This window comes from Massilia sp. (assembly GCF_032106685.1).
Lineage (GTDB): Bacteria > Pseudomonadota > Gammaproteobacteria > Burkholderiales > Burkholderiaceae_D > Telluria.
Window position 1 is genome coordinate 70714 of sequence record NZ_DAMCPG010000003.1, and the last position, 25932, is coordinate 96645.

Here is a 25932-nt window from a genome sequence, read left to right on the forward strand (position 1 = left end):
CGCCTCATTGCGCCAGGTCGACCGCGTACAAGGCGAACCCCTTGCCCTGGCCATCGTCGGCGCGCAGCTGGCGCACGTTGTCCAGGCCAGCCTCTTCGGCCAATCCGAGCATGCCCGGCGCCGCGTGGAACACCACCGGACCGGCGGTCTTCACCGGCGCGAAACGCCAGCTGCGCGCGGCGCCATTGGCCGCGCGCGTCAGCTTCCCGACCTCGCGGACGTAGGCGATCAGCACCTCGCGGCTGGTGTCCGGCGACGCCAGCACGGTCTTGCTGCCGTCCAGGCCGGGGAAGTTGCCGCCCCCGCTGGCGCGGTAGTTGTTGGTGGCGACGATGAATTCCTGCGCCGGATCCACCGGCGCGCCGTGCAGCGTCAGATTGCGGATGCGCCCGCCCGGCGGCTGGGTGACGTCGATCTCGTAGCCGATCGCGCCATCGGTGATCGTGTCGAAGTTATAGCTCGGGAAGCTGGCGTTGATCAGCTCCTGCGGCTCGGTCCTGGCCGGATCGATGGTGTTGAAGCGGCGCGCCGACGTTTCCAGCCACGCCTTCAGGCCCGCGCCGTCGACCTTCACCGCATACAGCGCGTTCGGGTAGAGGTAGAGGTCGGCCGCATTGTTCAGCGCCAGGTTCCCGGCCGGGACGTCGGTGAAATCAAAGGCGCCCGCATTGCCGCTCTTGAAGGCGGCCGACATCGACAGCACCGGCAGCTTCGCGTACTGCGGCAGGTTGGCCGCGACGTATTTCTTCACGTAGGCGGCCTGGGCCTGGTTCACCACCTGCAGCGCCGACGGGTCGCCCACGTCGGCGAAATAGGTCGTCATGCGAAAGTCGCTGCTGCCGACCGGCGTCTTCACGTAACGGATGGTGGCTTCATGCTCTTCCTTGATCAGGGCCAGGACCTGCGGGTCGGGCGCGACGAAGGACTTGTCGGCGTTCTGGGCCGCGCGCGCTTCTACCCGTGTCTTGTCCTTCTCGATGGTCCAGCGCTTGCCGTCGGCGCGCAGGTGCAAGGCGATCAGGCCCAGGTGCTTGCCCCAGAGGTTGGCCATCACGGTCGGCACGCCATGCACCAGGCCTTTCGCCTTGTCCACGCCCGGCAGGTTGAACTGCGGCGCGCTGCTCGTCGCGTTCGGGAACAGCTGGTGCGAGTGCCCCAGCAGCATCGCATCCACGCCTTCTACCCGCGCCAGGTACCAGCCGGCGTTTTCCATCCGCGGCGAATAGGGGCTGGCGTCCAGGCCGCCGTGGGCGATCGCGACGACAATGTCGGCGCCCTTGCGGCGCATCTCGGGCACGTACTTCTCGGCCGCCTCAACCACGCCGGTGGTGTAGACCTTCCCTTCCAGCCAGCGCTTGTCCCAGGACATGATGGTCGGCGGCGTGAAGCCGATGATGCCGACCTTGACGGTGGCGGTGATCTTGCGACCCTGGGCGTCGGTGCCGCCGACCTTCTTCTCGACGATCCGGTAGGGCTCGAACAGCGGCTGCTTCGTCTTCACGCTGTAGACGTTGGCCAGCACCTGCGGGAAGGCCGGGCCGGCGCAGCGCTTCGGCTGGTCGACGCCGTCGACCTTGAAGCGGTTACCGGTGACCTGCGACAGGTAGGCCAGCCCGTAGTTGAATTCGTGGTTGCCGATCGAAGCGCCGTCGTACTTCAGCGCGTTCATCACCTTGTAGATGCCCAGCGTCTGCTCGCAGCGCAGCGGCGCGACCAGCGCCTGGTAGTCGGCCAGCGCATTGCCCTGGATGGTGTCGCCGTTATCGAACAGCACCGTGTTGGCGTATTCGCTGCGCGCCTGGGCGATCAGGCTGGCGGTGCGGTCCAGGCCGATCGAAGGCTCGGCGGCCAGCTTGAAGTAGTCGTAGCCGACCACGTTCGAGTGCAGGTCGGTGGTCTCCAGCACGGCCAGCACGGCGGTCGCGCCCTTCGGGGCGGGCTTGGCGGCGAACGCCGGCGCGGACACGGCGAGCAAGGCAGGCAGCAGCCCGTGAGCGATTTGATAAGGGATTGAGTGTCGCATGAGCAATTCTTGGGTGAGTCCGGGACGATGAGCGGGCGATGATACGGCAGTGGCGGCGCCAGCGGCAAGAATGGCGGGTCGAGGCAGCGGCGCGCGGGCCGTCTACGGTATAATCGAAGGTTCGATTCAACTCATTCAAACGCCCAATCATGGAAGCTGAACGCATCAACGCCATCTCCGCCCTGCTGAACGACCTGACCAGCCGTGAAGCCGAACTTCGGAGGTATCTTTGACTTCGATCGCAAGTCGGAGAAACTAGAACAGGTCAACCAGGAACTCGAGGACCCGACCGTCTGGAACGACCAGAAACGGGCCCAGGACCTCGGCAAGGAAAAGAAGGCGCTCGAAGGCGTCGTGCTGACGCTCGAAAAGGCGCGCAACGACCTCACGGACGCCACCGACCTGTTCGAGATGGCGAAGGAAGAAGGCGACCACGGCACCCTGGAATCGATCGGCGGCGACGCCGAGGAGATCCAGAAAACCATCGAGTCGATGGAATTTCGCCGCATGTTCAGCAACCCGATGGACCACGCCAACTGCTTCATCGACATCCAGGCCGGCGCCGGCGGCACCGAAGCCCAGGACTGGGCCTCGATGCTGCTGCGCCAGTACCTGCGCTACTGCGAGCGCAAGGGCTTCAAGGCCGAGGTCATGGAAATGTCCGAGGGCGAGGTTGCCGGCATCAAGACCGCGACCATCAAGGTCGAGGGCGAGTACGCCTACGGCCACCTGCGCACCGAGACCGGCGTGCACCGCCTGGTGCGCAAGTCGCCGTTCGACTCGGCCAACGGCCGCCACACCTCGTTCACCTCGCTGTTCGTGTATCCGGAAGTCGACGAATCCTTCGAGATCGAGATCAACCCGGCCGACGTGCGCATCGACACCTACCGCGCATCGGGCGCGGGCGGCCAGCACATCAACAAGACCGACTCCGCGGTGCGCCTGACGCACGCGCCGTCGGGCATCGTGGTCCAGTGCCAGAACGACCGCTCGCAGCACCGCAACAAGGCCGAGGCCTGGGACATGCTGCGCGCCAAGCTGTTCGAACTCGAGCTGCGCAAGCGCATGGCCGAGCAGCAGAAGCTGGAAGACTCGAAGACCGACGTCGGCTGGGGCCACCAGATCCGTTCCTACGTGCTGGACCAGTCGCGCATCAAGGACCTGCGCACGGGCTTCGAGACCGGCAACACCAAGAACGTGCTGGACGGCGACCTGGACGACTTCATCTCGGCTTCGCTGAAGCAGGGCGTGTAAGCGATGACCATGGCAAAACAGGCCTTCGTGTTCGACATGGACGGCACCATCGTCGACAACATGGCCTTCCACACGGACTCGTGGATCACCTTCTTCGCGCGCCGCGGCCAGGCCATCGACGCGGACGAATTCTTCCGCGCGACGGCCGGGCGCCAGGGCGGCGAGATCATCCGCAGCTACCTGGGCGAGCACCTCTCCATTGAGGAAGTCGCGGCGCTCAACCACGAGAAGGAATCGGTCTACCGCGAGCTGTACGCGCCGCATCTGAAGCCGGTCGCCGGCTTCGAGGCACTGCTCGACCAGGCGCAGCGGCACGGCGTGAAGCTGGCGGTCGGCACCGCCGCGCCGCCGGCGAACGTCGCGTTCACGCTCGACGGCCTGGACCTGCGCCGCCATTTCGACGCGGTCGTCGGCGCCACGGATGTCGCGCGCGGCAAGCCGCATCCCGACGTGTTCCTGAAAGCGGCCGAACTGTGCGGCGTGGCGCCCGAGCACTGCATCGTGTTCGAGGATGCGCCGCTGGGCGTGGAGGCGGCGCGCCGCGCAGGCATGCGCTGCGTCGTCCTGACGACCACCCTGCCCGCTGCCAGCTTCGCCGGCTACGACAATGTCATCGCCATCGTGCGCGACTTCACCGAACTGAAGGCCGAACTGCTGTTCGCCTGACCCAACAAGAACGACTTATCCAATCATGACTACGGAAAACCAAGACCAGACGCCCGTGGTGGCGCTCGACGAAAACAAGATCATGGCCGAGCGCCGCGCCAAGCTGGCCGCGCTGCGCCAGCAGGGCAACCCCTTCCCCAACGACTTCGTCCCGCAGGACAAGGCCGCCGACCTGGTCGCAACCCACGGCGGCAAGACCCGCGAAGAGCTGGAAGCCGAACCGGTGGCGGTGACGCTGGCCGGCCGCATGATGCTGCGCCGCGAAGCCGGCAAGAAGGCCGCGTTCGCGACCCTGCAGGACAGCTCGGGCCCGGCGGCCAGTGGCCGGATCCAGATCTACGTCACCCTCGATTCCGCCGGCGAAGAAGCCATGGAAGCCCTGCGCAGCTACGACCTGGGCGACATCCTGGGCATCGAAGGCACGCTGTTCAAGACCAAGGTCGACGAGCTGACCGTCAAGGTGACCAAGCTGCGCCTGATCGCCAAGGCCCTGCGCCCGCTGCCGGACAAGTTCCACGGCCTGGCCGACCAGGAGACCAAGTACCGCCAGCGCTACGTCGACCTGATCATGAACGAAGAGACGCGCCGCACCTTCAAGGCGCGTACCGCCGCGATGTCGTCGATGCGCCGCTTCATGGAAGAGCACGGCTTCATGGAAGTCGAGACCCCGATGCTGCACCCGATCCCGGGCGGCGCCGCGGCCAAGCCTTTCGTCACCCACCACAATGCGCTGGACATGGAAATGTACCTGCGCATCGCGCCCGAGCTCTACCTGAAGCGCCTGGTGGTGGGCGGTTTCGACCGCGTGTTCGAGATCAACCGCAACTTCCGCAACGAAGGCGTGTCGGTCCGTCACAACCCGGAATTCACGATGATGGAATTCTATGCGGCCTACACCGACTACAAGTGGATCATGGACTTCACCGAGCAGGTGATCCGCCAGGCTGCGATCGATTCGAACGGCAGCGCCGTGCTGACCTATGGCGGCCGCGAGCTGGACCTGTCCAAGCCCTTCCAGCGCCTGACCATCGTGGAAGCGATCGACAAGTACGCGCCGGGCTACACCCCGGAGCAGCTGAACGACGCCGGCTTCATCAAGCATGAATTGCGCACCAAGTTCGGCGTGAAGCCTTTTGCCACCGCCGGCCTGGGCGCGCTGCAGCTGGCGCTGTTCGAGGAAACCGCCGAAGCCCTGCTGTGGGAGCCGACCTTCATCATCGACTATCCGGTCGAAGTGTCGCCGCTGGCGCGCGCCTCGGACAGCCGTGAAGGCATCACCGAGCGCTTCGAGCTGTTCATGGTGGGCCGCGAGATCGCCAACGGCTTCTCGGAGCTGAACGATCCGGAAGACCAGGCCGCGCGCTTCCTGGCCCAGGTGGCCGCCAAGGAAGCCGGCGACGACGAAGCCATGTACTTCGACGCCGACTACATCCGCGCGCTGGAATACGGCATGCCGCCGGCCGGCGGCTGCGGCATCGGCATCGACCGCCTGATGATGCTGATCACCGACTCGCCGAACATCCGCGACGTGCTGCTGTTCCCGCACCTGCGCAAGGAAGACTGATCGCGTTCGGTTGCAAATGAAGAACGGGGCGCTGCATGCGCCCCGTTTTTTATTGTCGCTCGTGGGTGGGGACTTGTCCCCACGCGGTGATCGTTGGCGGCGAGATCATCCGGCGGGAAATCGGAGCCGATCACGATCACCGCGTGGGCTCGAGAGCCCACCCTACGAAGCGGCTTCGAACGTGGCGTAGGGTGGGGACTTGTCCCCACGCGGTGATCGTTATCGGCGAGATCATCCGGCGCGGAATCGGAGCCGATAACAATCACCGCGTGGGCTCGAGAGCCCACCCTACGAAGCGGCTTCGAGTATGGCGTAGGGTGGGGACTTGTCCCCACGCGGTGAGCGTTACCGGCGAAATCATCCGGCGCGGAATCGGAGCCGATAACAATCACCGCGTGGGTTCAAGAACCCACCCTACTTCACGACCGTATAGCAAGGCACGTACGCCTTGCCCGGCAACTTCATCCGGCTCTGCTCCACGAACGAGGCCAGCAGCGCGTCCATCGGCTCCATGATCGCGCTTTCGCCGTGGATCTCGTACTTGCCGTGTTCCTCGATCGCGCGGATGCCCTCTTCCTTGACGTTGCCCGCCACCACGCCCGAGAACGCGCGGCGCAAATTTGCGGCCAGCAAATGCGTTTCCTGGTTCTTGTGCAGCGACAGGTTGCGCATGTTCTCGTGGGTCGGCTTGAACGGGCGCTGGAATTCCTGGTCGATCTTCAGGAGCCAATTGAAATAATAGGCGTCGCTGTGCGCCTTGCGGAATTCGCGCACCTCCTTGATCCCGGCATGCATTTCGCGCGCGACCGCGTCCGGATCGTCGATGATGATCTTGTAGCGCTCGCGCGCCTTGTCGCCCAGGGTCTGCCCGATGAAGCTGTCGATCTGCTCGAAGTAGTCGCGCGCGGTGGCCGGGCCGGTGAAGATCAGCGGGAAAGGCATTTCGGCGTTATCCGGATGCAGCAGGATGCCGAGGATGTAGAGAATCTCTTCCGCCGTGCCGGCGCCGCCCGGGAAGACGCAGATGCCGTGACCGACGCGCACGAACGCTTCCAGGCGCTTTTCGATGTCGGGCATGATGATCAGGTCGTTCACGATCGGATTCGGCGATTCGGCGGCGATGATGCCGGGTTCCGAAATGCCGATATAGCGCCCGCCCTGCAGGCGCTGCTTGGCGTGGCCGATGGTGGCCCCTTTCATCGGGCCTTTCATCGCGCCCGGGCCGCAGCCGGTGCAGATGTCGAGTTCGCGCAGGCCGAGCGCATAGCCGACCTCCTTCGAATAATTGTATTCGACGCGGTTGATCGAATGGCCGCCCCAGCACACCACCAGGTTCGGATTGCGCTGCGGCTGCAGCAGGTTGGCATTGCGCAGGATGTGGAACACCGCATCGGTGATGCCTTCCGGGCGCGCCAAATTGAAACGCGGATTGTCGGTGACTTCGAAATTCACAAAGACGATATCGCGCAGCACCGAGAACAGGTGTTCGTGGATGCCCTTGATCATCTTGCCGTCGACGAAAGCCATGGAGGGCGCGCCGCGGATGTCGAGCTTGATGCCGCGCTCGCGCTGGATGATGCTGATATCGAAGCTGCTGTAGCGTTCCAGCAGTTCCTTGCCATCGTCGATCGAGCTGCCGGAATTCAGGACGGCGAGCGAACATTTGCGGAATACGGAATACAGGCCACCCTGGCTGGTATCGAGGAGTTTGGCCACTTCGGCCTTGGACAGGACTTCCAGCCGGCCTTCCGGGGAAATCAGGGTATCGACGACGTCGTATTTCATGCAGGTCTTCCTTTTCTGACGTTCTTGTTAGGACAACGCGAGAAACCGCTGCGAGGACATCGCAGCGGTGCGCATGCCGATGCGCAGCGGGCTTCTCGCGTTACCCGGAAACGAAAATGGCTGTTTCACCAATATACGACAACTGGCGGGGACACGTGTGTCCAATCCGCGCACCGATTGTGCGGCGCTGCACCATGCGCGCGCGTGTTTACCACAATGGCAAATATTTTTCTTGAGGTCAGCAATTTCCTCTAAAATGCGTGCGGATTGAAAGCCGGGCAAGCTGGCTTTCAAACAAAAACAGCTATTCTTAAAACACTATTTCGGGAGGAACCGCATGAGCGGTGCAGCTGCTACACCCGCCGACAAGGTCGTCATTCCAGAGTTCAAACAGATCATGGGCCACCCAGCACCGCTGTGGATGCTGTTCATGACCGAATTCTGGGAACGCTTCGCCTTCTACGGCATCCGTTGGGCCCTCGTGCTCTACATCGTCGCCCAGTTCTACGGCGGCGACGCCGTCGGCCAGGCCGACGCCAACCTCACCTACGGTTCCTACCTCGCGCTGGTGTATGCCGGCGCCGTCTTCGGCGGCCTGATCGCCGACCGCGTCATCGGCTACCAGCGCTCGATCCTGATCGGCGCCGTGTTCATGGCCGCCGGCCTGTTCATGATCACGATCCCGAGCCAGGACATCTTCAAGCTCGGCCTGGCCACGATCATCGTCGGCAACGGCATGTTCAAGCCGAACATCTCGACCATGGTCGGCAAGCTCTATGCGCTGAACGACACCCGCCGCGATTCGGGCTTCACCATCTTCTACATGGGCATCAACGCGGGCGCCTTCATCGCCCCGATCCTGACCCAGATCATGGCCCAGAACCTGGGCGACGGCACCACCCCGGCCTACAAGGTCGTGTTCTTCGCCTCCGGCGTCGGCATGCTGATCAGCCTGGTGTGGTTCTACATCGGCCGCAAGACCCTGGCCGGCATCGGCGCACCGGAACCGCAGGCGCAGGGCATGGGCCGTCCGCTCGCCGTCATCATCGGCAGCGTGCTCGTCATCCCGGGCGTCTACTTCCTGCTGAAACTCGGCGCCAACACCCTGCAGGTGATCCTGACCGTCCTGTTCATCGCCCTGGCGCTGATGCTGATGGTCGAAGGCATCCGCAACGGCAAGGTCGCGCGCGACAAGACCATCGCCATGATGATCATCTTCGCCTTCAACATCCTGTTCTGGATGTTCTTCGAACAGGCCGGTTCCTCGTTCACCTTCCTGGCCGACCAGATCGTCGACCGCCAGTTCGGCGACTGGACCTTCCCGGTCGCCTGGTTCCAGAGCGTGAACTCGGTCGCGATCATCGCTTTCGCGCCGATCATCGCCGCGATCTGGGTGATGCTGGGCCGCCGCAACGCGAACCCGTCGATCCCGCGCAAGTTCGGCCTGGGCCTGATCTTCAACGGCCTGGCCTTCGGCCTCCTGATGTACGCGCTGTCGACCCTGGTCGACGACGCCGGCAAGATCCCGTTCTGGACCCTGTTCACGGTCTACTTCATCCAGTCGGTGGGCGAGCTGTGCCTGTCGCCGATCGGCCTGTCGATGGTCACCAAGCTGGCGCCGGTGCGCCTGGTCGGCCTGGGCATGGGCGGCTGGTTCCTCTCGACCGGCATCGGCAACAACCTGTCGGGCATCTTCGCTTCGCACGTCTCGGGCGACACCGGCATGTCGATCGCCTCGGCCCTGGGCGGCTACACCTTCGGCTTCTGGTCGCTGGTGGGCGGCGGCGTACTGCTGTTCCTGATCGCACCGCTGATCCAGAAGCTGATGCACGGCGTGAAGTAATACGTCTTTCGCTTCAAGGAAAAACGGCAGCCTCGGCTGCCGTTTTTTTATGCTTGAACCACCGGGACGATTGAATGTAGACCCGTAGGGTGGACGGCTTCGCCGTCCACGCGTCGATCGTTAGCTGCGGGATCATCGAGCTCGGAATCGGAGGCGATCACTATCACCGCGTGGGCGGGGAACCCGCCCACGCTACGCTCAAGCCTCCCCATCCAGTTCGCGCCGCATCGCATCCATCTCCTCCACCATCCAGGCCCGGAAGCGCTGGACCTTGCTCATGTTTTCCTTGTGCGGATTGGCCAGGAAGCGGTAGCCCATGTCGAAGCGCGCGCTGCGGCAGGGAATCTGGCGCAGCGCCCCCGAGGCGATATCCTGGCAGGCGATCCCGTAGGGCACCAGCGCCACCCCCTGCCCCGCCACCGCCGCCTGCACCAGCACGCCCCAGTGGCTGTAGCCGCGCGAGAAATCGTACTTGCCCTTCAGGGCGCGGTTCTCGTTCAGCAGCTGCAGCCAGGACTCGGGCGACTTTTCGCAGAGCAGCGGCTGCTGCCCCAGGTCGGCCAGGCCCAGGTCGGCCTGGCCGGGCGCCAGCAGTTCCGGGCTGTAGACCGGCACCAGGCGCTCGCGAAACAGCATCGCCGGGTCGCCGTCGCGCACCTGGCCGTAGCGGATCGCGACGTCGGTGGTGTCGGCTTCCAGGTCGACCGGCGCGTCGTTCGAATCGATGCGGATGTCGAGTTCCGGATACAGCTTCGTGAAGCGGTGCATGCGCGGCACCAGCCACTTGATGGCGAAGGAATGCGTGGTCGAGATGCGCAGCACCGACTCCTCGTCGCCGCGCTGCAGCGCCCCGACCTTGGCGCGCAGGTCGGCCAGCATGCGGCCGACCGCGATCGCGAGCTCCTCGCCCTTCTCGGTCAGGGAAATATGGCGCGGATGGCGCACGAACAGGGCGAAGCCGACCGTTTCCTCGAGCTGCTTGACCTGCAGGCTGACCGCGGCCGGCGTCTTGTGCAGCTCGCGCGCGGCCAGCTTGAAGCTGCCCCAGCGCGCGGCGCACTCGAAATCGATCAGCCCGGAGAGGCTGCGCAGCGGTTTCATGGAGCCTCCATGCGCAAGTTTTTCTTATTCATAGGAGGGTTTTTTCTCGTTTGAAGATTTTTGCTGCTGAGCACAAAATATACGCGATTCGTCAAGGAGAAGCCATGCACAAGAATACGTTGGTGATCGGCGGAACCCGTTACTTCGGCAAGCTGCTGGTGCAGCGCCTGGTGCGGGCGGGCCACCGCGTGACGATCGCCACCCGCGGCTATGCGCCGGACCCTTTCGGCGACCGCATCGAACGCATCCGCGTCGACCGCCGTAGCGAGACCGCGATGCGCGGCGCCTTCGCCGGCAAGCGCTACGACCTGGTGTTCGACCAGATGTGCTACAGCCCGCTGGACGCGGCCATCGCCGTGCGCAGCTTGGCCGGCAAGGTCGGGCGCTACGTGATGACCTCGACCATCGACGTCTACCGCGGCGTGCGGCATACCGGCGCGCTGGTGGAAGACGACCTGGCCGTGCTGGCCCAGCCGATCGACACGGGCTACCCGTGGCACGACCCGACGCTGGCGGTGCAGAGCTACGTCGCCGGCAAGATCCAGGCCGAAGCCTACCTGTACCGCGACGGCTCGCTGCCGCTGGTGACCGCGCGCCTGGCCCACGTGCTGGGCGGACCGGAAGAATTCACCGGCCGCCTGGCCTGGTACGTCGACCTGCTGCGCCGCGGCGCGCCGCTGGCGTATGCGAACGCGGCGGCCAGGGTCTCCTTCCTCGGCACCCAGCAGGCGGCCGCCTTCCTCGACTGGGCCGGCGGCCAGGACTTCACCGGGCCGATCAACGCCGCGTCAAGCGGGCCGCTGTCGGCGCACGACTTGTACGGCCGCGTGGCCCAGGTGCTCGATGCGCCGGCGCGCTGTCGCCGGGTGGACGGCGCCACCGCGCCGGGGCAGCTCTCGCCCTTCGATTTCGCGCAGCCGATGGTGCTCGATACGGCGCGCGCGGCGGGGCTGGGGTATCGCTTCGGGCAGTCGGACGAGTGGCTGGACGATGTGATCCGGCAGCACGACCTGGCGTTTGTCTGAGGCGCGGGTGTGCATGGGGTGAGACTCGTGGGTTCGAGAACCCACCCTACGAAACCGATCGTGCCGCGGGTGCCGTTGTAGGGTGGGTTCTTGAACCCACGCGTGAACGACGAGCAGACGCGGCGCCACACCCCGTAAAATGAAAACGGGCGCCGCGGCGCCCGTTTCACTTTACTTCTGCGGCTTCTCGCGCGCCACCCAGTACAGCAGCAGCACGATCGCCGCGTACGGAACCAGCGACAGCAAGTCCGCGTGCGGCCCCGACACGAACGGGTTCGAGGACTCGGCCCACTTCGCCATCATGTTGTCGAAGTTGGTCATCACGCCCGCCGTGATCGCGATCACGATGCCGGCCAGCGCGCCGCCGGCGATGTAGCCCGAGGCCAGCAGGGTGCCCGAACTGCGGTCGCCCGCTGCCTGGCGCTCTTCTTCGTTCAGCTTGTCGTACTGCGGCAGCTTGTTGTTGCGGCGGTCGGCGAACCAGCGAACCGCGCCGCCGACCGCGATCGGCAGCGTCGACACCAGCGGCAGGTAGACGCCGACCGAGAACGCCAGCGCCTGGATGCCGGCCATTTCCAGCACCACCGCGATCATCACGCCGAACAGCACCAGGGTCCACGGCAGCTGCTGGTCGAGGATGCCCTTGATGATGTAGGACATCAGCACCGCCTTCGGTGCGTCGTATTTCTTGACTTCGCTGCCGTCCGGACGCTGGTGGTAGTGACCGTTGATGCCCGGATCGACCAGGTAGGCCAGCTTGCCGTCCTCGGCCACCAGGTACTTGCCGGCCGGGCCGCCAACCGTGTCGGTCTTGCGCCAGACCTTGTAGGTCTTGCCGTCGCTCTCGGCCTGCGGGCCTTGCAGGCGCTCGGTCTCCGTCAGCGTGGAGGCATCGACCGTGATCGCCGGCGCCACCTGGGCCGCCGGCACGTAGACGGTGCCGGCCTCGTTCAGCTTCAGCAGGATCGGGCCCAGCACCAGCGCCGAGGCAAAGGCGCCGCACAGGATCGCGTACTGCTGCAGGCGCGGCGTCGAGCCGACCAGGAAGCCGGTCTTCAGATCCTGCGAGGTGGTGCCGGCGTTGCTGGCGGCGATGCAGACGATGGCGCCGACCGACAATGCGGTGACGTAGTAGCGCCCGCCGGTCCAGCCCATCACCAGGAAGATCAGGCAGGTGAACAGCAGGGTCGCCACCGCCATGCCCGAGATCGGGTTCGAGGAGGAACCGATCTCGCCGGTCAGGCGCGAGGAGACGGTCGCGAACAGGAAGCCGAACACCAGGATCAGGAGCGCGCCCAGCACGTTCATGTGCAGCGGCGTGGCGAAGGTGATGATGGCGATGATCGCCAGGCAGCCGATCGCCACCCACTTGATCGGGATGTCCTGGTCGGTGCGCGGCGCGGCCTTGCCGGCGGCGGACCTGCCCTGCGCCTTGCCCATGCCGGCCAGGCCGCCCTTCAGGCCGCCCCAGATCGCGGGCAGCGAGCGCACCAGCGAGATCAGGCCGCCGGCCGCCACCGCGCCCGCGCCGATATACAGCACATAGGCGTCGCGGATGTCGTCCGGGCTCATGTCCTTGATCAGCGTGGTGGCCGGCGCCAGCGGCACCGTCAGCAGCTCGCCGAAGAACTTGATCATCGGGATCAACAGCAGATAGGACAGCACGCCGCCCGCCGCCATGGTGAAGGCGATGCGCGGGCCGATGATGTAGCCGACGCCGACCAGCTCCGGCGACACTTCCGCGCCGGCCGAACCGGCCTTCAGGGGCGCGCCGAACTCGAAGTTGGCCACGTCCTTCCAGCCCCGGAACGAGACGTTGGCCACCTTGTACAGCAGGCCCAGGCCGAAGCCGCCGAAGATGATGGCGGCGCGGCGCTTCGCGTCCTTTTCCGCCTCCGAGCCGGCTTCGCGCTGCTCGCCCGCGGCCGCGCGCGAAGTATCGGTGGCGGCGGCCTTGAGCACCTCGGCGCAGGCCGTGCCTTCCGGGTACTTCAGTTCGCGGTGGGCGTCGACGATCATGGTGCGGCGCATCGGGATCATCATCAGGATGCCGAGCAGGCCGCCCAGGATACCGACCAGCATGACGCGCGAAATCTCCAGGTCGAAGCCGAGGATCATGATCGCCGGCATGGTCGCGCCCAGGCCGAAGGCCAGCGATTCGCCGGCCGAACCGGCGGTCTGGGTGATGCTGTTCTCGAGGATGGACGATTCGCGCCCGCCCATCTTGCGGAACATGCCGAACAGGGTGATGGCGATCACCGCCACCGGAATCGAGGCGCTGACGGTCAGGCCGACCTTCAACACCAGGTAGAGCGAGGAGGCGCCGAAGACCATGCCCAGCACGACGCCCATGACGAGGGCACGGACGGTCATCTCGGGCAGGTTCGCCGACGCCGGAATATACGGCTTGACGGCGGGCGGTGCGGGATCGTAGGGCATCGGTTTCCTTGAGTCTTGGGGATCCTGTCCGTCTTCAACAGACGTGAAGGCGTGACTATGGCACATGCTGGAATGGAAGAAAAGCGCATTATAATGAGCCGATCCGGGCCGCTGACCCTTGCGGTCCCACAGCACGAGAGAACGTCTTGACCAAGTATACCCGCCCGGCCCCCGCCTTCAGGCCACTACGCCGCGAGCGCGGCTTCATCTTCCTCATCCTCGCCGCCATCGTGCTGTTCGTCGCCGGCGCCGCGATCTACGTGTTCGCCGCCATCCTGCCGAAGGTGCCGCCGATCGATACCGTCCTCGATTACAAGCCGAAGATCCCGCTGCGCATCTACACCGCCGACAACGTATTGATCGGCGAATTCGGCGAGGAGCACCGCGACTTCGTCCCGATCGCGAAGATCCCGCCGATGATGAAGAACGCGGTGCTGGCGATCGAGGACGCGCGCTTCTATGAACACAACGGCATCGACTGGATGGGCGCCATGCGCGCGGTCGGCTCCAACCTGCGCAGCGGCTTCGGTTCCGGCGGCGCCTCGACCATCACGATGCAGGTCGCACGCAACTTCTTCCTCTCGAAGGAGAAGAAGCTGTCGAGGAAGATCAACGAGATCGCCCTCGCCTGGAAGATCGAGGACGCCCTGACCAAGGACCAGATCCTCGAGCTCTACATGAACCAGATCTACCTGGGCCAGCGCTCCTATGGTTTCGCCAGCGCGGCGCGCGCCTACTTCGGCAAGGACCTCGACCAGCTCACCATCGCCGAGACCGCGATGCTGGCCGGCCTGCCCCAGAACCCGGCGCGCAACAACCCGGCCGTCAACCCGAAGCGCGCCAAGCTGCGCCAGGAGCAGGTGCTGCGCCGCCTGCGCGAACTCGGCCAGATCGACGAGGCGCAGTACGCCAAGGCCGTGGCCGAACCGATGCGCGTGCATTCGCGCCCCCAGGAATTCGGCGCCCACGCCGAGTACGTGGCGGAACTGGCGCGCCAGGCGGTCTACGCCCAGTTCAAGGAAGAAGCCTATACGCGCGGCATTCGCGTGATCACCACCATCCGCGAAGCGGACCAGAAGGCGGCCTACGAATCGGTGCGCCGCAACGTGCTGGCCTACGATGCGCGCCACGGCTACCGCGGCCCGGAGGCGCGGATCGAACTGCCTGCGATCGACGACGAACGCGAGGAAGCCATCGTCGAGGCCCTGCAGAAGCGCCCGTCCAGCGACGGCCTGGAGCCGGCGGTCGTGCTCGAAGCCTCGCCCAAGCGCGTCAAGGTCGAGACCATCGCCGGCGACGTGATCGACATCGAGGGCGCCGGCCTGAAATTCGCCGCCGCCGGGCTCTCCGGCAAGGCCAAGGAGTCGGTGCGCATCGCGCCGGGCGCCATCGTCCGCATCAGCAAACTGCCGAAGGACGGCTGGGGCATCAGCCAGGTGCCGCAGGTGGCGGCGGCCTTTGTCGCGATCGACGCCGACAGCGGCGCCTACCAGGCCCTGGTCGGCGGCTTCGACTACAACCTGCAGAAGTTCAACCACGTGACCCAGGCCTGGCGCCAGCCCGGTTCGGCGATCAAGCCCTTCGTCTACGCGGCGGCGATCGACAAGGGCTATTCGCCGGGCACCCTGATCCTCGACGAGGCGCTCGACATGCCGGGCGAGAACGCCGGCGCCACCTGGTCGCCGCAGAACGACGACGGCGTCTTCGACGGCCCGATCACGATGCGCTATTCGCTGGCGCACTCGAAGAACGTGCCGACCGTGCGCCTGCTGCGCGCGATCGACGTCCCCTTCGCCCACGGCTTCCTCGGCAAGTTCGGCTTCGACCTGGCGCGTCATCCGAAAAATCTCACGCTCGCGCTGGGCACCGGCGCCGTGACGCCACAGCAGATGGCCGGCGCCTACGCCGTCTTCGCCAACGGCGGCTTCGCCGTGAAGCCCTACCTGATCTCGCGCATCGTCGACGGCGACGGCACCGTGATCCAGGAAACGGCGCCGCCCGCGCCGCGCCAGGAAAGCGCGCGCGTGCTCGACGCCCGCAACGCCTGGATCACCGACAGCATGCTGCGCGACGTCACCCGCTACGGCACCGGCGCCGCCGCCACCAAGCGCCTGGGCCGGCCTGACCTCGCCGGCAAGACCGGCACCACCAGCGACGCCATCGACGGCTGGTTCGCCGGCTACGGCGGCAACGTCGTCGCCGTGGCTTGGATGGGCTACGACGAACCGCGCTCGCTGGGCGGCCGCGAATTCGGCGCGACGCTTGCCCTGCCGATCTGGCTCGACTACATGCAGGTCGCCCTGGCCAAGCACCCGCCCGTGGAGCGCCCCGAGCCCGAAGGCATGGTGCGCGAGAACGAGGACTGGGTGTATGCCGAGTTCGCGGAGAACCCGCAGCTGCACGGGATCGACGTGATGGCGGCGGCGCCGGAAGAGGATCCGGACGGGTTGTCCGAGGGTGAGGAGGTGATGCCTGTGCCGGCCGAGCCGACGGTGGATAATTCGCATCCGTTGGCGGATCCGATGCGGTGACGGCCGATCAAGGACGGCTGACCTCACAATGCGCCGGATCGATGCCGAAAGGGGCTAAATTGACTAAAGACGTCGCGTTGCTGTTTGTTTTGCTTGCGCTTGGGCAGAGTATTTCATGGGCCGGCAACGGGCCGGCATGCGGTGCTCGGAGCGATCAGGTAGAGCTGAACGCATGTGCCGATGCCGAGCTCGCAAAAGCAGATGCTGCGCTCAACGTTGCCTACCGATTGGTTGTAAAGCAAATGGCGGACGACCCGTTGTTTGTGAAGAATCTTCGCTCCGCCCAGAGGGCTTGGGTAGCGTTTCGCGATGCCGAACTGGAAGCACGTTTCACTTGTTCCGAAAAGGACGTGCGCCAAAGTTGGGGGAGTATGTATCCCATGCTGTGGAGCGCTCGTAAGGCGGCGCTGACAAAAGAACGAACGCGACAGCTCCAGCAGATCCTGCAAGATGGACCTGGCCAGTAGTCGATAGCGGACAGATACGGCAACCGCCAGGGCAACGAGGTTGCGGCCGGGTTCATAGACGGACTGAGGCTACTCCCACGCATCAATAATCCAATCCGCCAGCTTTCCGTTCGGCTGGCGCGGCAACCCCGGCCCGAACGAGAACGCAGCCGGCCGCTCGGACGGCGTCAGCCGTTCGCCGATCCACGCCGACAACTCCTGACGCAGCGCCGCCGCATCACCGGCACCCGAACGCGGCACCACGAAGGCCTTCAGCCGCGTCCCCTCGTCCGGCCGCATCAGCCGCACATGGCACGCGGCCACCGCCGGATGCATCGCCAGCACTTCGCTGACATAGGCCGGGAAGACATTGGTCCCGCCCACCTGCACCGCGTGATCGACACGCCCGGCCGGCAGGAAGCGATCCTGGCCAGACCATTCCAGGCGGTCCTGCAACAGAAAACGTTCGAGCTGGCCGCCCTCCCTGTCGCGTTCGATCGCATCCTCGCCCACCGCGTGCCAGTACGGGAACAAGCGATACGCTTCGCCCGCCGCCTCGCGCCAGCCGACGCCCGCCGTCTCCGAGCTGCCGTAGACCTGCAGCAGGCGCAGGCTGCCCTCCGCCAGCGTGCGTGCAACGGCGTCCGGGCAAGGCGCGGTCGAGCTGACGCCGACGACGTCCGCCGGGAAGGCCAGGCCCAACGCCGCGACCTGGCGCCAGTAGTCCGGATGGGCGACGACCAGGTCGCCCGGCCGCAACTGGCCCGCCAGCGCCGCCGGCGAGGCAGCGCGCAGGTCGAGCACCGGCAGGGAGCAAGCGCCCGCCTGCGGCAACAGCACCGTGAACAGGAAGCCATAGATATGATGGGCCGGCACCGCCGACAGCACACGTCCCCGCCCAGGCAACAAGGAGGCCAGCACCTCCACCTCGCGCCACAACCCGGACAGTCGGTGCGTGCAACGCTTCGGCATGCCCGAACTGCCCGAGGTGCGGAAGGTCAGCTCGGCGTCGAAGCGCGCCAGGCTGGCGCGCGCGGCCGCGGTCCAGTCGCACAGGCGCGGCTGCGCCAGCAGCGCATCCTCCATCCCGGCGCGCCCGAAGCCCAGCAGGTCGCCCAGCGCGGTGGCGGCGCCCATTAGGTCGAGCGAGTCGGCGCCGAGGTCGCGCGCCAGGTCGATCTCCGGCGGCCAGGGCTGGGCCGGCAGCGTGCGGCCGGGACGCGCCAGCGCCAGCTCGGCGGCCACCAGGTCGCGCACCACGCGCGCGACCGCGTTTGTATCTTGCCACCAGACCCGGCGAGGCGCAGACTGTTCCATTGAATGTATACCTCGACAAGGAAGGTGAAATGCGGGCTGGCGATGTTGCCAGCCATGCAGCAAGTGTGTCAACACCGCATCAGGATTGTAAATATCGGTAGCGCGCACAATTGACACATGCGTGGGCACATGCCAACATCCGTTTCCCGCCGTCAACTCGCGACCGCCGCCGATCTCACTGGAGCCAGCCACATGACCAATGCCAAACCCACCTTCGACGCCCGCGGGCTCGCGGACCTGCTGGACGCCAGCAGCCAGGAGCAGCTCGACGCGCTCGACTTCGGCGTGATCGGCTTCGACGCCGACACCAATGTGCAACGCTACAACGCGGTCGAATCGCAGGCCGCCGGCCTGTCGCCGCAGCGCGTGATCGGCGAGCCGCTGTTCACCAACGTCGCGCCCTGCCTGAACAACTTCATGGTGGCCCAGCGCTTCGAGGACGCCGTCTTCGACAACAGCGAACTGGACGACACCATCGACTACGTGCTGACCCTGCGCATGCGCCCGGTCAAGGTCAAGCTGCGGCTGCTGGCCAGCGCCAATGGGGCGAAACCCGGCGCCACCCGCTACGTCCTGGTCCAGCGCCGGTGATGCCGATGGACGACAGCGTCGAACAGCTGCGCGCCGAGCACGAGGCGCTGATCCAGTTCCTCTACCTGGCCCCGGTCGGCCTGGTGCAGGCCGGGATCGACGGCGAGATCGCGATGATCAACCCGATCTCGGCGCAGTTGCTGATGCCCCTTTCGTCCGACGGCTGCCTGAGCAACCTGTTTACCGCGCTCGAAGGCGTCGCGCCCGACCTGCGCTTCCAGTGCCAGCAATACCCGCGCGCCAACGGCATGGTGTTCGAGGGCCTGCACATCCATTTGCGTAGCGCCGAGCACGGGCGCGCCAACAAGCACGCCCCGCAGATCCTCTCGCTCACCCTGCTGAAGCTGGACAATGCCCGCATCATGGCCGTGATCCAGGACATCACCGCCGAGATGCGGCGCGAGCGCCAGCTGCGCCAGAGCGACGCCTGGCTGAACGCGATCCTGACCCGCATCAGCGACTACGCCCTGGTCTCGCTCGACCGCGAAGGCCGGATCTGCGACTGGAACGAGAGCATCGGCCGCGTGACCGGCTTCGGCGAGCATGCGATCGGCTCGCCCTATTCGATCTTCTATCCGCAGGACGCGATGACGCGCGAACACCTGCTCGACCGATTGCGCGAGGCCGAGCGCAACGGCTGGAGCCTGGACGAGGGCCTGCGCCTGCGCGCCGACGGCAGCCAGTTCTGGGGCAGCGCCCTGATCGCGCCCCTGCCCGACCGTGAAGCCTTCGGCCTGGACGACCCCGAGGCGCCGAGCTATTGCCTGATCCTGCGCGACATCAGCGACAAGCGCGCCGCCAGCGAGCGGCGGCGCCAGGCCGCCTTCTGCGACCACCTGACCGGCCTGGCCAACCGCCGCGCCTTCTTCGAGGCGGCCGAGCTGGAGCTGGACCGCGCCGCGCATACCCCGCGCCCGCTGGCCATGATCCTGTTCGACGCCGACCTGTTCAAGAACATCAACGACCGCTACGGCCACCCGGCCGGCGACCGCGTGCTGTGCGACCTGGCCGAGGCCCTGCGCGACAGCTTCCGCATCGTCGACACCGTGGCGCGCCTGGGCGGCGAGGAATTCGCGGTGCTGCTGCCTTCCACCGGCGCGCAGGAGGCCCTGGCCAGCGCCGAGCGCCTGCGCGCCCTGGTCGCCACGCGCCTGGTCGCCTCCGACCAGGGCGAGATCGCCTACACCGTCAGCGCCGGCGTCGCCGTGCTGGACGGCCAGGATGACGCCGGCGGCATCGACGCCCTCATCAAGCGCGCCGACCAGGCGCTTTATCTTGCCAAAGGCCGCGGACGCAACCGCGTCGCCTGCTGGACACCCGACCTCCCTGCCCATGAAGACATTCCAAAGCGAAGCCGCGATGCAGGTTGAGAACATCGACGCCTACGAGGCGCTCGTCCAGTTCCTCTACCGCGCGCCGATCGGCCTGGTCCAGACCGACCTCGACGGCACGGTCGACATGCTCAACCCGATGGCCTCGAACCTCCTGATGCCGCTCGCGGCCACGGATGGGCTGGACAACCTGTTCGCGGTGCTGGATGCGGTCGCGCCCCAGGTGCGGCAGATGGCGGCCGCCTTCGAGCAGCCCTCGGGCGTGGTCTGCGACGCTCTGCGCGTGCCGCTGGGCGCCGCCCACACGGCGCCGGGCGCGCCCCAGGTGCTGTCGCTCAGCCTGCTCAAGCTCGACCCCGAGCGCCTGATGGCGGCCATCACCGACGCCACCTTCGATATCCAGCGCGAGCAGGAAACCCTGCGCCGGCGCCTGCGCAGCGAAGCCCGCACCGATGCGCTGACGCGCCTGCCGAACCGCGCCGCCGTACGCGAGCAGTTGCAGATGCTGCTCGGGCGCCCCGATGGCAGCGGCCAGTTCGCGCTGCTGTTCCTGAACTTCGACCGCTTCCGCCAGATCAACGACACCCTGGGCCAGGCGGCCGGCGACCAGCTGCTGGTGGCGATCGCCGATGCCCTGCTGGGAACCATGGCCGAGCGCAGCTGGGGCGGCACTCCCGGCGCGCGCCGCATCGACGCCGCCGCCGGCAGCAACCACCTGGTGGCGCGCGTCGGCGGCGACGAATTCGTGGTCCTGCTCGACGGCCTGCGCCATCCGGACGAGGCCGAACGCACGGCGCTGCGCCTGCTGGACGTGCTTTCGCGGCCGCACCGCATCGACGGGCGCGACGTGCCCTGCCGCGCCAGCGTCGGCGTGTTCTGGGGCGCCGGCGCCGACGGCGACGCCGATGCCGCCATGCGCGACGCCAGCATCGCCATGATCGAAGCCAAGCGCGCCGGCGGCGCCCGCCACGTGCTGTTCGAAGCCTGCATGCGCGAACGCGCCGCGCGCCGCGCCGACATCGAGGCCCAGCTGCGCACCGCGCTGGCGGAAGAGCAGCTGTTCGTGGTCTACCAGCCGGTGGTCGGCCTGCGCCCCGACGGCAGCACCGACTACGCGGCCGGGGTCGAGGCGCTGGTGCGCTGGCAGCACCCGGTGCGCGGCCTGGTGCCGCCGTTCGACTTCATCGGCGTCGCCGAGGAGTGCGGCCTGATCGACCAGATCGGCGACTTCGTGCTGGCGCGCGCCTGCCGCGACTTCATGCGCTGGCGCGAGGAGCTCGGCGACGCGGCGCCGCGCCTGATGGCGGTCAACCTGTCGCGCGCCCAGCTGGCCCAGCCCGACTGGAGCGCCAAGGTCCGCGCCATCCTCGACGAGGCCGGGATGCCGGCCTCCAGCCTGCAGCTGGAAGTGACGGAAAGCCTGGCCGCCCAGGACGAACAGACCCAGCTGCGCCTGCACGAACTGAAGGCGCTCGGCGTCAGGCTGGCGCTCGACGACTTCGGCACCGGCTACTCCTCGCTGTCGAGCCTGCACCTGCTGCCGGTCGACACGGTGAAGATCGACCGCTCTTTTGTGTGCAAGGCGGACATCAGTTACCACCACCAGGTACTGATCGAGGCGACGGTCAAGGTGGCCAGCAGCCTGGGCATGAACACCGTGGCCGAAGGCATCGAGACCGAAGCCCAGGCCGCGGCAGTGCGCGCCCAGCATTGCGCCAAGGGCCAGGGCTATCTCTACAGCCATCCGCTGCCGACCGAGGCCCTGGTGGCCTGGGTCAAGGAACGGCGGGCGGCCTGAGGCGCAGGCGCGCGGCGTGCGGCAGGCAGGGGAAATGGGGCCGCAAATGCTTGCCGCGGGCCATGAGATGTTCCTTTAACTGTCCGGCATCTCCTACAAATCCTCTCGCTTTGTTCCTATAGCGAACGGCCGAGAGCGCTCGCATGATGAAGCCCTCAACCAACTACGGAGAAAAACCATGAAGCGCACGTACATGAGCGTCGTACTGGCCGGCCTGATGGGCCTGGGCCTGGCCGCCTGCAGCTCCACCGGTACCAGCGACACCTCGACGGGCTCGAGCTCGTCGGGCACGATGAGCAGCGGCTCGACCTCGAGCTCGGGAACGACCTCCGGCAACGCCGAAGTGCAGCCGGGCGCTCCGGGCACCGCCGGCCAGTTGGACAACAACACCGGCACCACGGGTACGACCGGCACCACCGGCACCACGGGTACGACCGGCACGACCAGCACCACCGGCACCACCTCGGGCACCGGCCGCTAAGCGCATTGCCGCGGCACGCCGGGCGGCGTGCCGCCTCGCGCTTTCCTTCGCCCTATCCCGCCCGCCCCTCTCCCTTCCATTCCGCGTTTGCGCGCCGTCGCCGGCAACCGCCCGCACTCCTGCTATGATCGCCTTCGTCCAGCCCAAGCGAAGGAAGACCGATGCCATTCCCGATCGAACAAAAACTCGTCATCGGCGTTGCCTCGAGCGCGCTGTTCGACCTGGCCGAGTCGCACCAGGTCTACCTCGAACGCGGCGCCGAGGAATACCGCGACTACCAGGAACGCCACCTCGACACCATCCTCGGCAAGGGCGTGGCCTTTCCCTTCATCCGGCGCTTCCTGAACATCAACAAGTGCTTCCCGCGCCAATCGCCGGTCGAGGTGGTGCTGTTCTCGCGCAATTCCCCGGAGACCGGATTGCGCGTGATGCGCTCGATCGCCCACTATGGCCTGGACATCTCGCGCGCGGCCTTCATGAACGGCAAGTCGCCCTACCCCTACCTGCCGGCCTTCAACGCCTCGCTCTTCCTCAGCGCCAACGAGGAAGACGTCAAGCGCGCGATCGCCGTCGACTATCCGGCCGGCCTGGTGCTGCCCTCGAAGATCGCCGACGAGGACGACGACCTCGAACTGCGGGTGGCCTTCGACTTCGACGGCGTGCTGGCCGACGACGAATCGGAAACTGTCTTCAAGCGCAACAACGACCTCGACGAGTTCCACGCCCACGAGACCCTGCACGTGGCGCGTCCGCACGGGCCGGGACCGCTGGCCGCCATGTTCCGCCAGCTGGCGATCCTGCAGCGCCTGGAAGAGCGCGCCCAGCGCCGCGACCCCGGCTACCGGCGCATCGTGCGCATCGCCATCATCACCGCGCGCAACGCGCCCTCGCACGAGCGCGTCGTCACCACCCTGAAAAGCTGGGGCGTGTCGGCCGACGAGACCTTCTTCCTGGGCGGGATGGACAAGTCGCGCGTGCTGGCGGTGTTCAAGCCGCACATCTTCTTCGACGACCAGATGGCCCACCTGCGCGCTTCGCCGGGCGGCACCATCCCGATGGTGCACGTGCCGTTCGGGATCGCCAACCACCGGCCGGCCGGCGCCCGCGACGAGACGGTCGGGCCGCCGCCCGCGCCCGCCCGCGCCGCCTAGTCGGTCGCGGACACGGCGGGCGCCCTGATCGCGCCGCGGTAGAGCGCATCGGTGATGCGCTCCTGGAAGCGCGACTCCGACGAGAAGCGGCCCGGCTGCAGGTCGGGGTCGGCGCCGACGCCGGTGGCGACGTAGATCATGCCGTTCTTCGTGACCGGGTCGAAGGCGAACAACGCGTTCAGGCCCCAGGACCAGCCCAGGTGGCCGACGCCCGTGAAGCCGCCGCCCTCGACCAGCCGGTCGCCGCGCGGGCGTCCCGGCCCCGGGCTGCTGGCGTCGACGAAATGCTGGTTGCCCAGGCCCCAGGCGTGATACAGGCCGCGGAAATTGTCGCTGTCGCCGTTGCCGTTCTTCCCATCGGGACTGGCCGTCCACTGCCGCGACAGCATGGTGACGATGGTCCGCGGTTGCAGGATCTGGCGGCCGCCGTGGCGCCCCTCGTTCATCAGCATCAGCATGATGTCGCCCAGCTCGTTGGCCGAGATGCGCAGGCTGCCCTGGGGCCCGAACAGGGTGCCGTTGCTGCCGACGACGTAGCGCTCCAGGCCCGGCGGCGCGCTGGGTGCCTCGACGCCGAAGTCGTCGGCCTGGGCGATCCAGGGCCCCGCCGGGTCCCAGGCCTCATCGCCATCCTTTTCGCGCTTGCGGTAGAGCGTGGCGACGTCGTTGATCCGCGCCGGGGCGAAGTCGGCCAGGTAGAAGCCGGCCTTCAGGCCCATCGGATCGAGGATGAGACCGCGCATCAGGCGGTCGAAACGCTGGCCGCCGGCGCGTTCCATGACGGTGGCCAGCAGGCCGTAGTTGAAGTTGACGTACTCGAACCAGCCGCCGGGCGCGTGGTCCCTGGCCCAGGCCGCGCCCTTGCCGTAATGGCGCCCGCCCGGCAGCAGCACCTCGCGCAGGTCGACCTCCGGGGCCCACTTGAAGCCGCCCTCGTCGCGCAGCGAGGAGGTGTGGGCGAGCAGCATGCGCAGGGTGATCGCCTGGTCCGGGAAATGCGGGTTGCGCAGGCGGTAGCCGAGGTAGTCGCCGAGGTCGCGGTCGAGCTCGAGGCGGCCCTGCTCGACCATCTTCATCGCGCCCAGGGTGGTGACGAACTTCGAGATCGAGGCGATGCGAAACAGGGTGCCGGCGTCGACCGGCAGGGCCGGCCTGCCGTTGGCCGCCAGGCGCCTGCTGCCGAACTGGTGGCTGTAGACGACTTCGCCGCCGCGCACGGCCACCACCGCCAGCCCCGGCAGGGGCATGGCCGGGTCGTCGACGATCGCCTGCAACTGCCGTGTCAGCGCGTCGGCCCGGGCCGCAGGCAAGGGAGCGCAGATGGCCGGGGCGGCCGGGACCGCGAGCGCGGACAGGACCAGCATGGTGCGCAAGACTTTCATGGATTCAGGCTTGTGTTCGTTTCCGAACATGACAATGTACATTCTCAAGGCATACTAGGCAAACTTGCCAAGAATAATAAATCCAAGGTCACCTCATGCGCTTTACCATCATCGCCGTCCTGGTTGGGTTGATCCTGCTTGCCACGCTGCTGCCGCTCTCGCGCCGCACCGAATGGATGATCCGCGACCTCGACTTCCCGCGCCTGCAGATCGCCTTCGTCGCGCTGGCCACGCTGGTGGCGGAGCTGATCCTGCTCGACCTGGAGGAGCCGTCCAGCATTGGCCTGGTCATCGTCACCGTCGCCTGCCTGCTCTACCAGGCCTGGTGGATCTTCCCCTACACGCGCATCTACCCGAACGAGGTGAAGGCCGCGCTCGGCGTCGACGAGGCCGAGCGCCTGCGCATCCTGACTTCCAACGTGCTGGCCCCGAACCGCAATGCCGACGGCCTGATCGCCCTGATCCGGGAACACCAGCCCGACATCTTCGTCACCCTCGAATCGGACGACTGGTGGCAGGCGCGCCTCGACACGCTCGAAGCCGATTATCCGTATTCGCTGAAGTGCCCGCTCGACAACCTCTACGGCATGCACGTGTATTCGCGCCTGCCGCTGGAAGACACGGCGCTCCAGTTCCTGGTCGAGGACGACATCCCCTCGATGCATGCGCTGGTGGTGCTGGAATCCGGGCGCAAGGTGCGCATGCACTTCCTGCACCCGGCCCCGCCCAGCCCGACCGAGCACGACGAATCGACCCAGCGCGACGCCGAGCTGCTGGTGGTGGCCAAGAGCGTGGCCGGCCTCGAGACCCCGGTGGTGGTCGCGGGCGACCTGAACGACGTCGCGTGGTCGGTGACCACCCGCCTGTTCCGCAAGATCAGCGGCCTGCTCGACCCGCGCATCGGACGCGGCATGTACAACACCTTCCACGCCGGCATTCCTTTCCTGCGCTGGCCGCTCGACCACCTGTTCCACAGCAAGCACTTCACCCTCTCCTTCATCCGGCGCCTGCCGAAGTTCGGTTCCGACCATTTCCCGATGCTGGTCGAGCTGGCCTACGACCGCAGGCACGGCGCCGACCAGGAAGGCCTGCAGGCCGACGCCGACGACCACGCGCTGGCGCGCGAGAAGATCGCGGCCGAGCCGGTGAAGGTGTCGGACGTGCACGAGCCGCAGGCGTGACCGTTGACCTGCGCGGACCGTGT

Annotated in this window: 19 protein-coding genes; 13 read left to right on the forward strand and 6 right to left on the reverse strand. The window is 66.8% G+C overall.

From position 1 onward, the window contains the following. Positions 1-4: 4 nt before the first annotated feature. Complete coding sequence (locus tag RT688_RS03290) at positions 5-2023, reverse strand: bifunctional 2',3'-cyclic-nucleotide 2'-phosphodiesterase/3'-nucleotidase (RefSeq protein ID WP_313703415.1); 2019 nt, start codon at positions 2021-2023, stop codon at positions 5-7. Positions 2024-2172: 149 nt separating this feature from the next. Here RT688_RS03290 and prfB point away from each other — a divergent pair. The 3 genes from prfB (at position 2173) to lysS (ending at position 5507) form a co-directional block, all read left to right on the forward strand. After that, a protein-coding gene (prfB, locus tag RT688_RS03295; RefSeq protein WP_313703416.1) for a peptide chain release factor 2 occupies positions 2173-3277 on the forward strand; the annotation gives its coding sequence in 2 pieces (ribosomal slippage) (positions 2173-2253 and positions 2255-3277; 1104 coding nt in all). Between the two features lie 3 nt (positions 3278-3280). Beyond that, positions 3281-3943: an HAD family phosphatase gene (locus tag RT688_RS03300; protein WP_313703417.1), complete on the forward strand. Its 663-nt coding sequence runs from the start codon at positions 3281-3283 to the stop codon at positions 3941-3943. Positions 3944-3968: 25 nt separating this feature from the next. After that, positions 3969-5507 (forward strand): lysine--tRNA ligase, encoded by a 1539-nt coding sequence (gene lysS / locus RT688_RS03305; protein ID WP_313703418.1) that lies wholly within the window; start codon positions 3969-3971, stop codon positions 5505-5507. 414 nt (positions 5508-5921) lie between these two features. Here lysS and ppnN read toward each other — a convergent pair whose 3' ends face one another. Beyond that, positions 5922-7292: a nucleotide 5'-monophosphate nucleosidase PpnN gene (ppnN, locus tag RT688_RS03310; RefSeq protein WP_313703419.1), complete on the reverse strand. Its 1371-nt coding sequence runs from the start codon at positions 7290-7292 to the stop codon at positions 5922-5924. A 337-nt stretch (positions 7293-7629) separates the two neighbouring features. Here ppnN and RT688_RS03315 point away from each other — a divergent pair, with 337 nt between their 5' ends. Next, a complete protein-coding gene (locus tag RT688_RS03315) occupies positions 7630-9135 on the forward strand; it encodes an oligopeptide:H+ symporter (protein ID WP_313703420.1) in 1506 nt (501 codons plus the stop codon). 198 nt (positions 9136-9333) lie between these two features. Here RT688_RS03315 and RT688_RS03320 read toward each other — a convergent pair whose 3' ends face one another. Further along, positions 9334-10236, reverse strand: a complete 903-nt coding sequence (locus RT688_RS03320; RefSeq protein WP_313703421.1) for a LysR substrate-binding domain-containing protein — start codon at positions 10234-10236, stop codon at positions 9334-9336. A gap of 104 nt (positions 10237-10340) precedes the next feature. Between RT688_RS03320 and RT688_RS03325 the strand changes: the two genes are divergently transcribed. Continuing rightward, a complete protein-coding gene (locus RT688_RS03325; protein WP_313703422.1) occupies positions 10341-11261 on the forward strand; it encodes an NAD-dependent epimerase/dehydratase family protein in 921 nt (306 codons plus the stop codon). Between the two features lie 171 nt (positions 11262-11432). Here RT688_RS03325 and RT688_RS03330 read toward each other — a convergent pair whose 3' ends face one another. Beyond that, a complete protein-coding gene (locus RT688_RS03330; protein WP_313703423.1) occupies positions 11433-13700 on the reverse strand; it encodes an OPT family oligopeptide transporter in 2268 nt (755 codons plus the stop codon). 146 nt (positions 13701-13846) lie between these two features. Between RT688_RS03330 and RT688_RS03335 the strand changes: the two genes are divergently transcribed. Both RT688_RS03335 and RT688_RS03340 read left to right on the forward strand, forming a co-directional pair. Further along, positions 13847-16231: a PBP1A family penicillin-binding protein gene (locus tag RT688_RS03335; protein WP_313703424.1), complete on the forward strand. Its 2385-nt coding sequence runs from the start codon at positions 13847-13849 to the stop codon at positions 16229-16231. Next, positions 16228-16698 carry a lysozyme inhibitor LprI family protein gene (locus tag RT688_RS03340; protein WP_313703425.1) on the forward strand — a complete coding sequence of 157 codons (471 nt, stop codon included), beginning with the start codon at positions 16228-16230 and terminating at the stop codon, positions 16696-16698. Before RT688_RS03335 ends, RT688_RS03340 begins: the two co-directional genes overlap by 4 nt. Before the next feature lie 69 nt (positions 16699-16767). On the opposite strand, the gene RT688_RS03345 is transcribed toward RT688_RS03340, so the two are convergent. After that, positions 16768-17994, reverse strand: coding sequence for an AMP-binding enzyme (locus RT688_RS03345; protein ID WP_313703426.1), 1227 nt, complete (start codon positions 17992-17994; stop codon positions 16768-16770). 192 nt (positions 17995-18186) lie between these two features. Here RT688_RS03345 and RT688_RS03350 point away from each other — a divergent pair, with 192 nt between their 5' ends. The 5 genes from RT688_RS03350 to RT688_RS03370 all read left to right on the forward strand — a co-directional run bounded on the left by RT688_RS03350 (position 18187) and on the right by RT688_RS03370 (position 23346). Next, positions 18187-18585: a PAS domain-containing protein gene (locus RT688_RS03350; RefSeq protein ID WP_313703427.1), complete on the forward strand. Its 399-nt coding sequence runs from the start codon at positions 18187-18189 to the stop codon at positions 18583-18585. A 5-nt stretch (positions 18586-18590) separates the two neighbouring features. Continuing rightward, complete coding sequence (locus tag RT688_RS03355) at positions 18591-19955, forward strand: diguanylate cyclase (RefSeq protein ID WP_313703428.1); 1365 nt, start codon at positions 18591-18593, stop codon at positions 19953-19955. Beyond that, positions 19918-21714 carry a putative bifunctional diguanylate cyclase/phosphodiesterase gene (locus RT688_RS03360; RefSeq protein ID WP_313703429.1) on the forward strand — a complete coding sequence of 599 codons (1797 nt, stop codon included), beginning with the start codon at positions 19918-19920 and terminating at the stop codon, positions 21712-21714. The genes RT688_RS03355 and RT688_RS03360 overlap by 38 nt, the downstream gene beginning before the upstream one ends. 178 nt (positions 21715-21892) lie before the next feature. Next, the gene (locus RT688_RS03365; protein ID WP_313703430.1) at positions 21893-22195 is read left to right on the forward strand and encodes a hypothetical protein; all 303 of its coding nucleotides are present in this window, start codon (positions 21893-21895) and stop codon (positions 22193-22195) included. Between the two features lie 161 nt (positions 22196-22356). After that, positions 22357-23346 (forward strand): 5'-nucleotidase, encoded by a 990-nt coding sequence (locus RT688_RS03370; protein ID WP_313703431.1) that lies wholly within the window; start codon positions 22357-22359, stop codon positions 23344-23346. On the opposite strand, the gene RT688_RS03375 is transcribed toward RT688_RS03370, so the two are convergent. After that, positions 23343-24728: a serine hydrolase domain-containing protein gene (locus tag RT688_RS03375; RefSeq protein WP_313703432.1), complete on the reverse strand. Its 1386-nt coding sequence runs from the start codon at positions 24726-24728 to the stop codon at positions 23343-23345. The two genes, RT688_RS03370 and RT688_RS03375, sit on opposite strands and share 4 nt — an antisense overlap. Before the next feature lie 95 nt (positions 24729-24823). Here RT688_RS03375 and RT688_RS03380 point away from each other — a divergent pair, with 95 nt between their 5' ends. Further along, positions 24824-25909 (forward strand): endonuclease/exonuclease/phosphatase family protein, encoded by a 1086-nt coding sequence (locus tag RT688_RS03380; RefSeq protein ID WP_313703433.1) that lies wholly within the window; start codon positions 24824-24826, stop codon positions 25907-25909. The last annotated feature ends 23 nt before the right edge of the window (positions 25910-25932 follow it).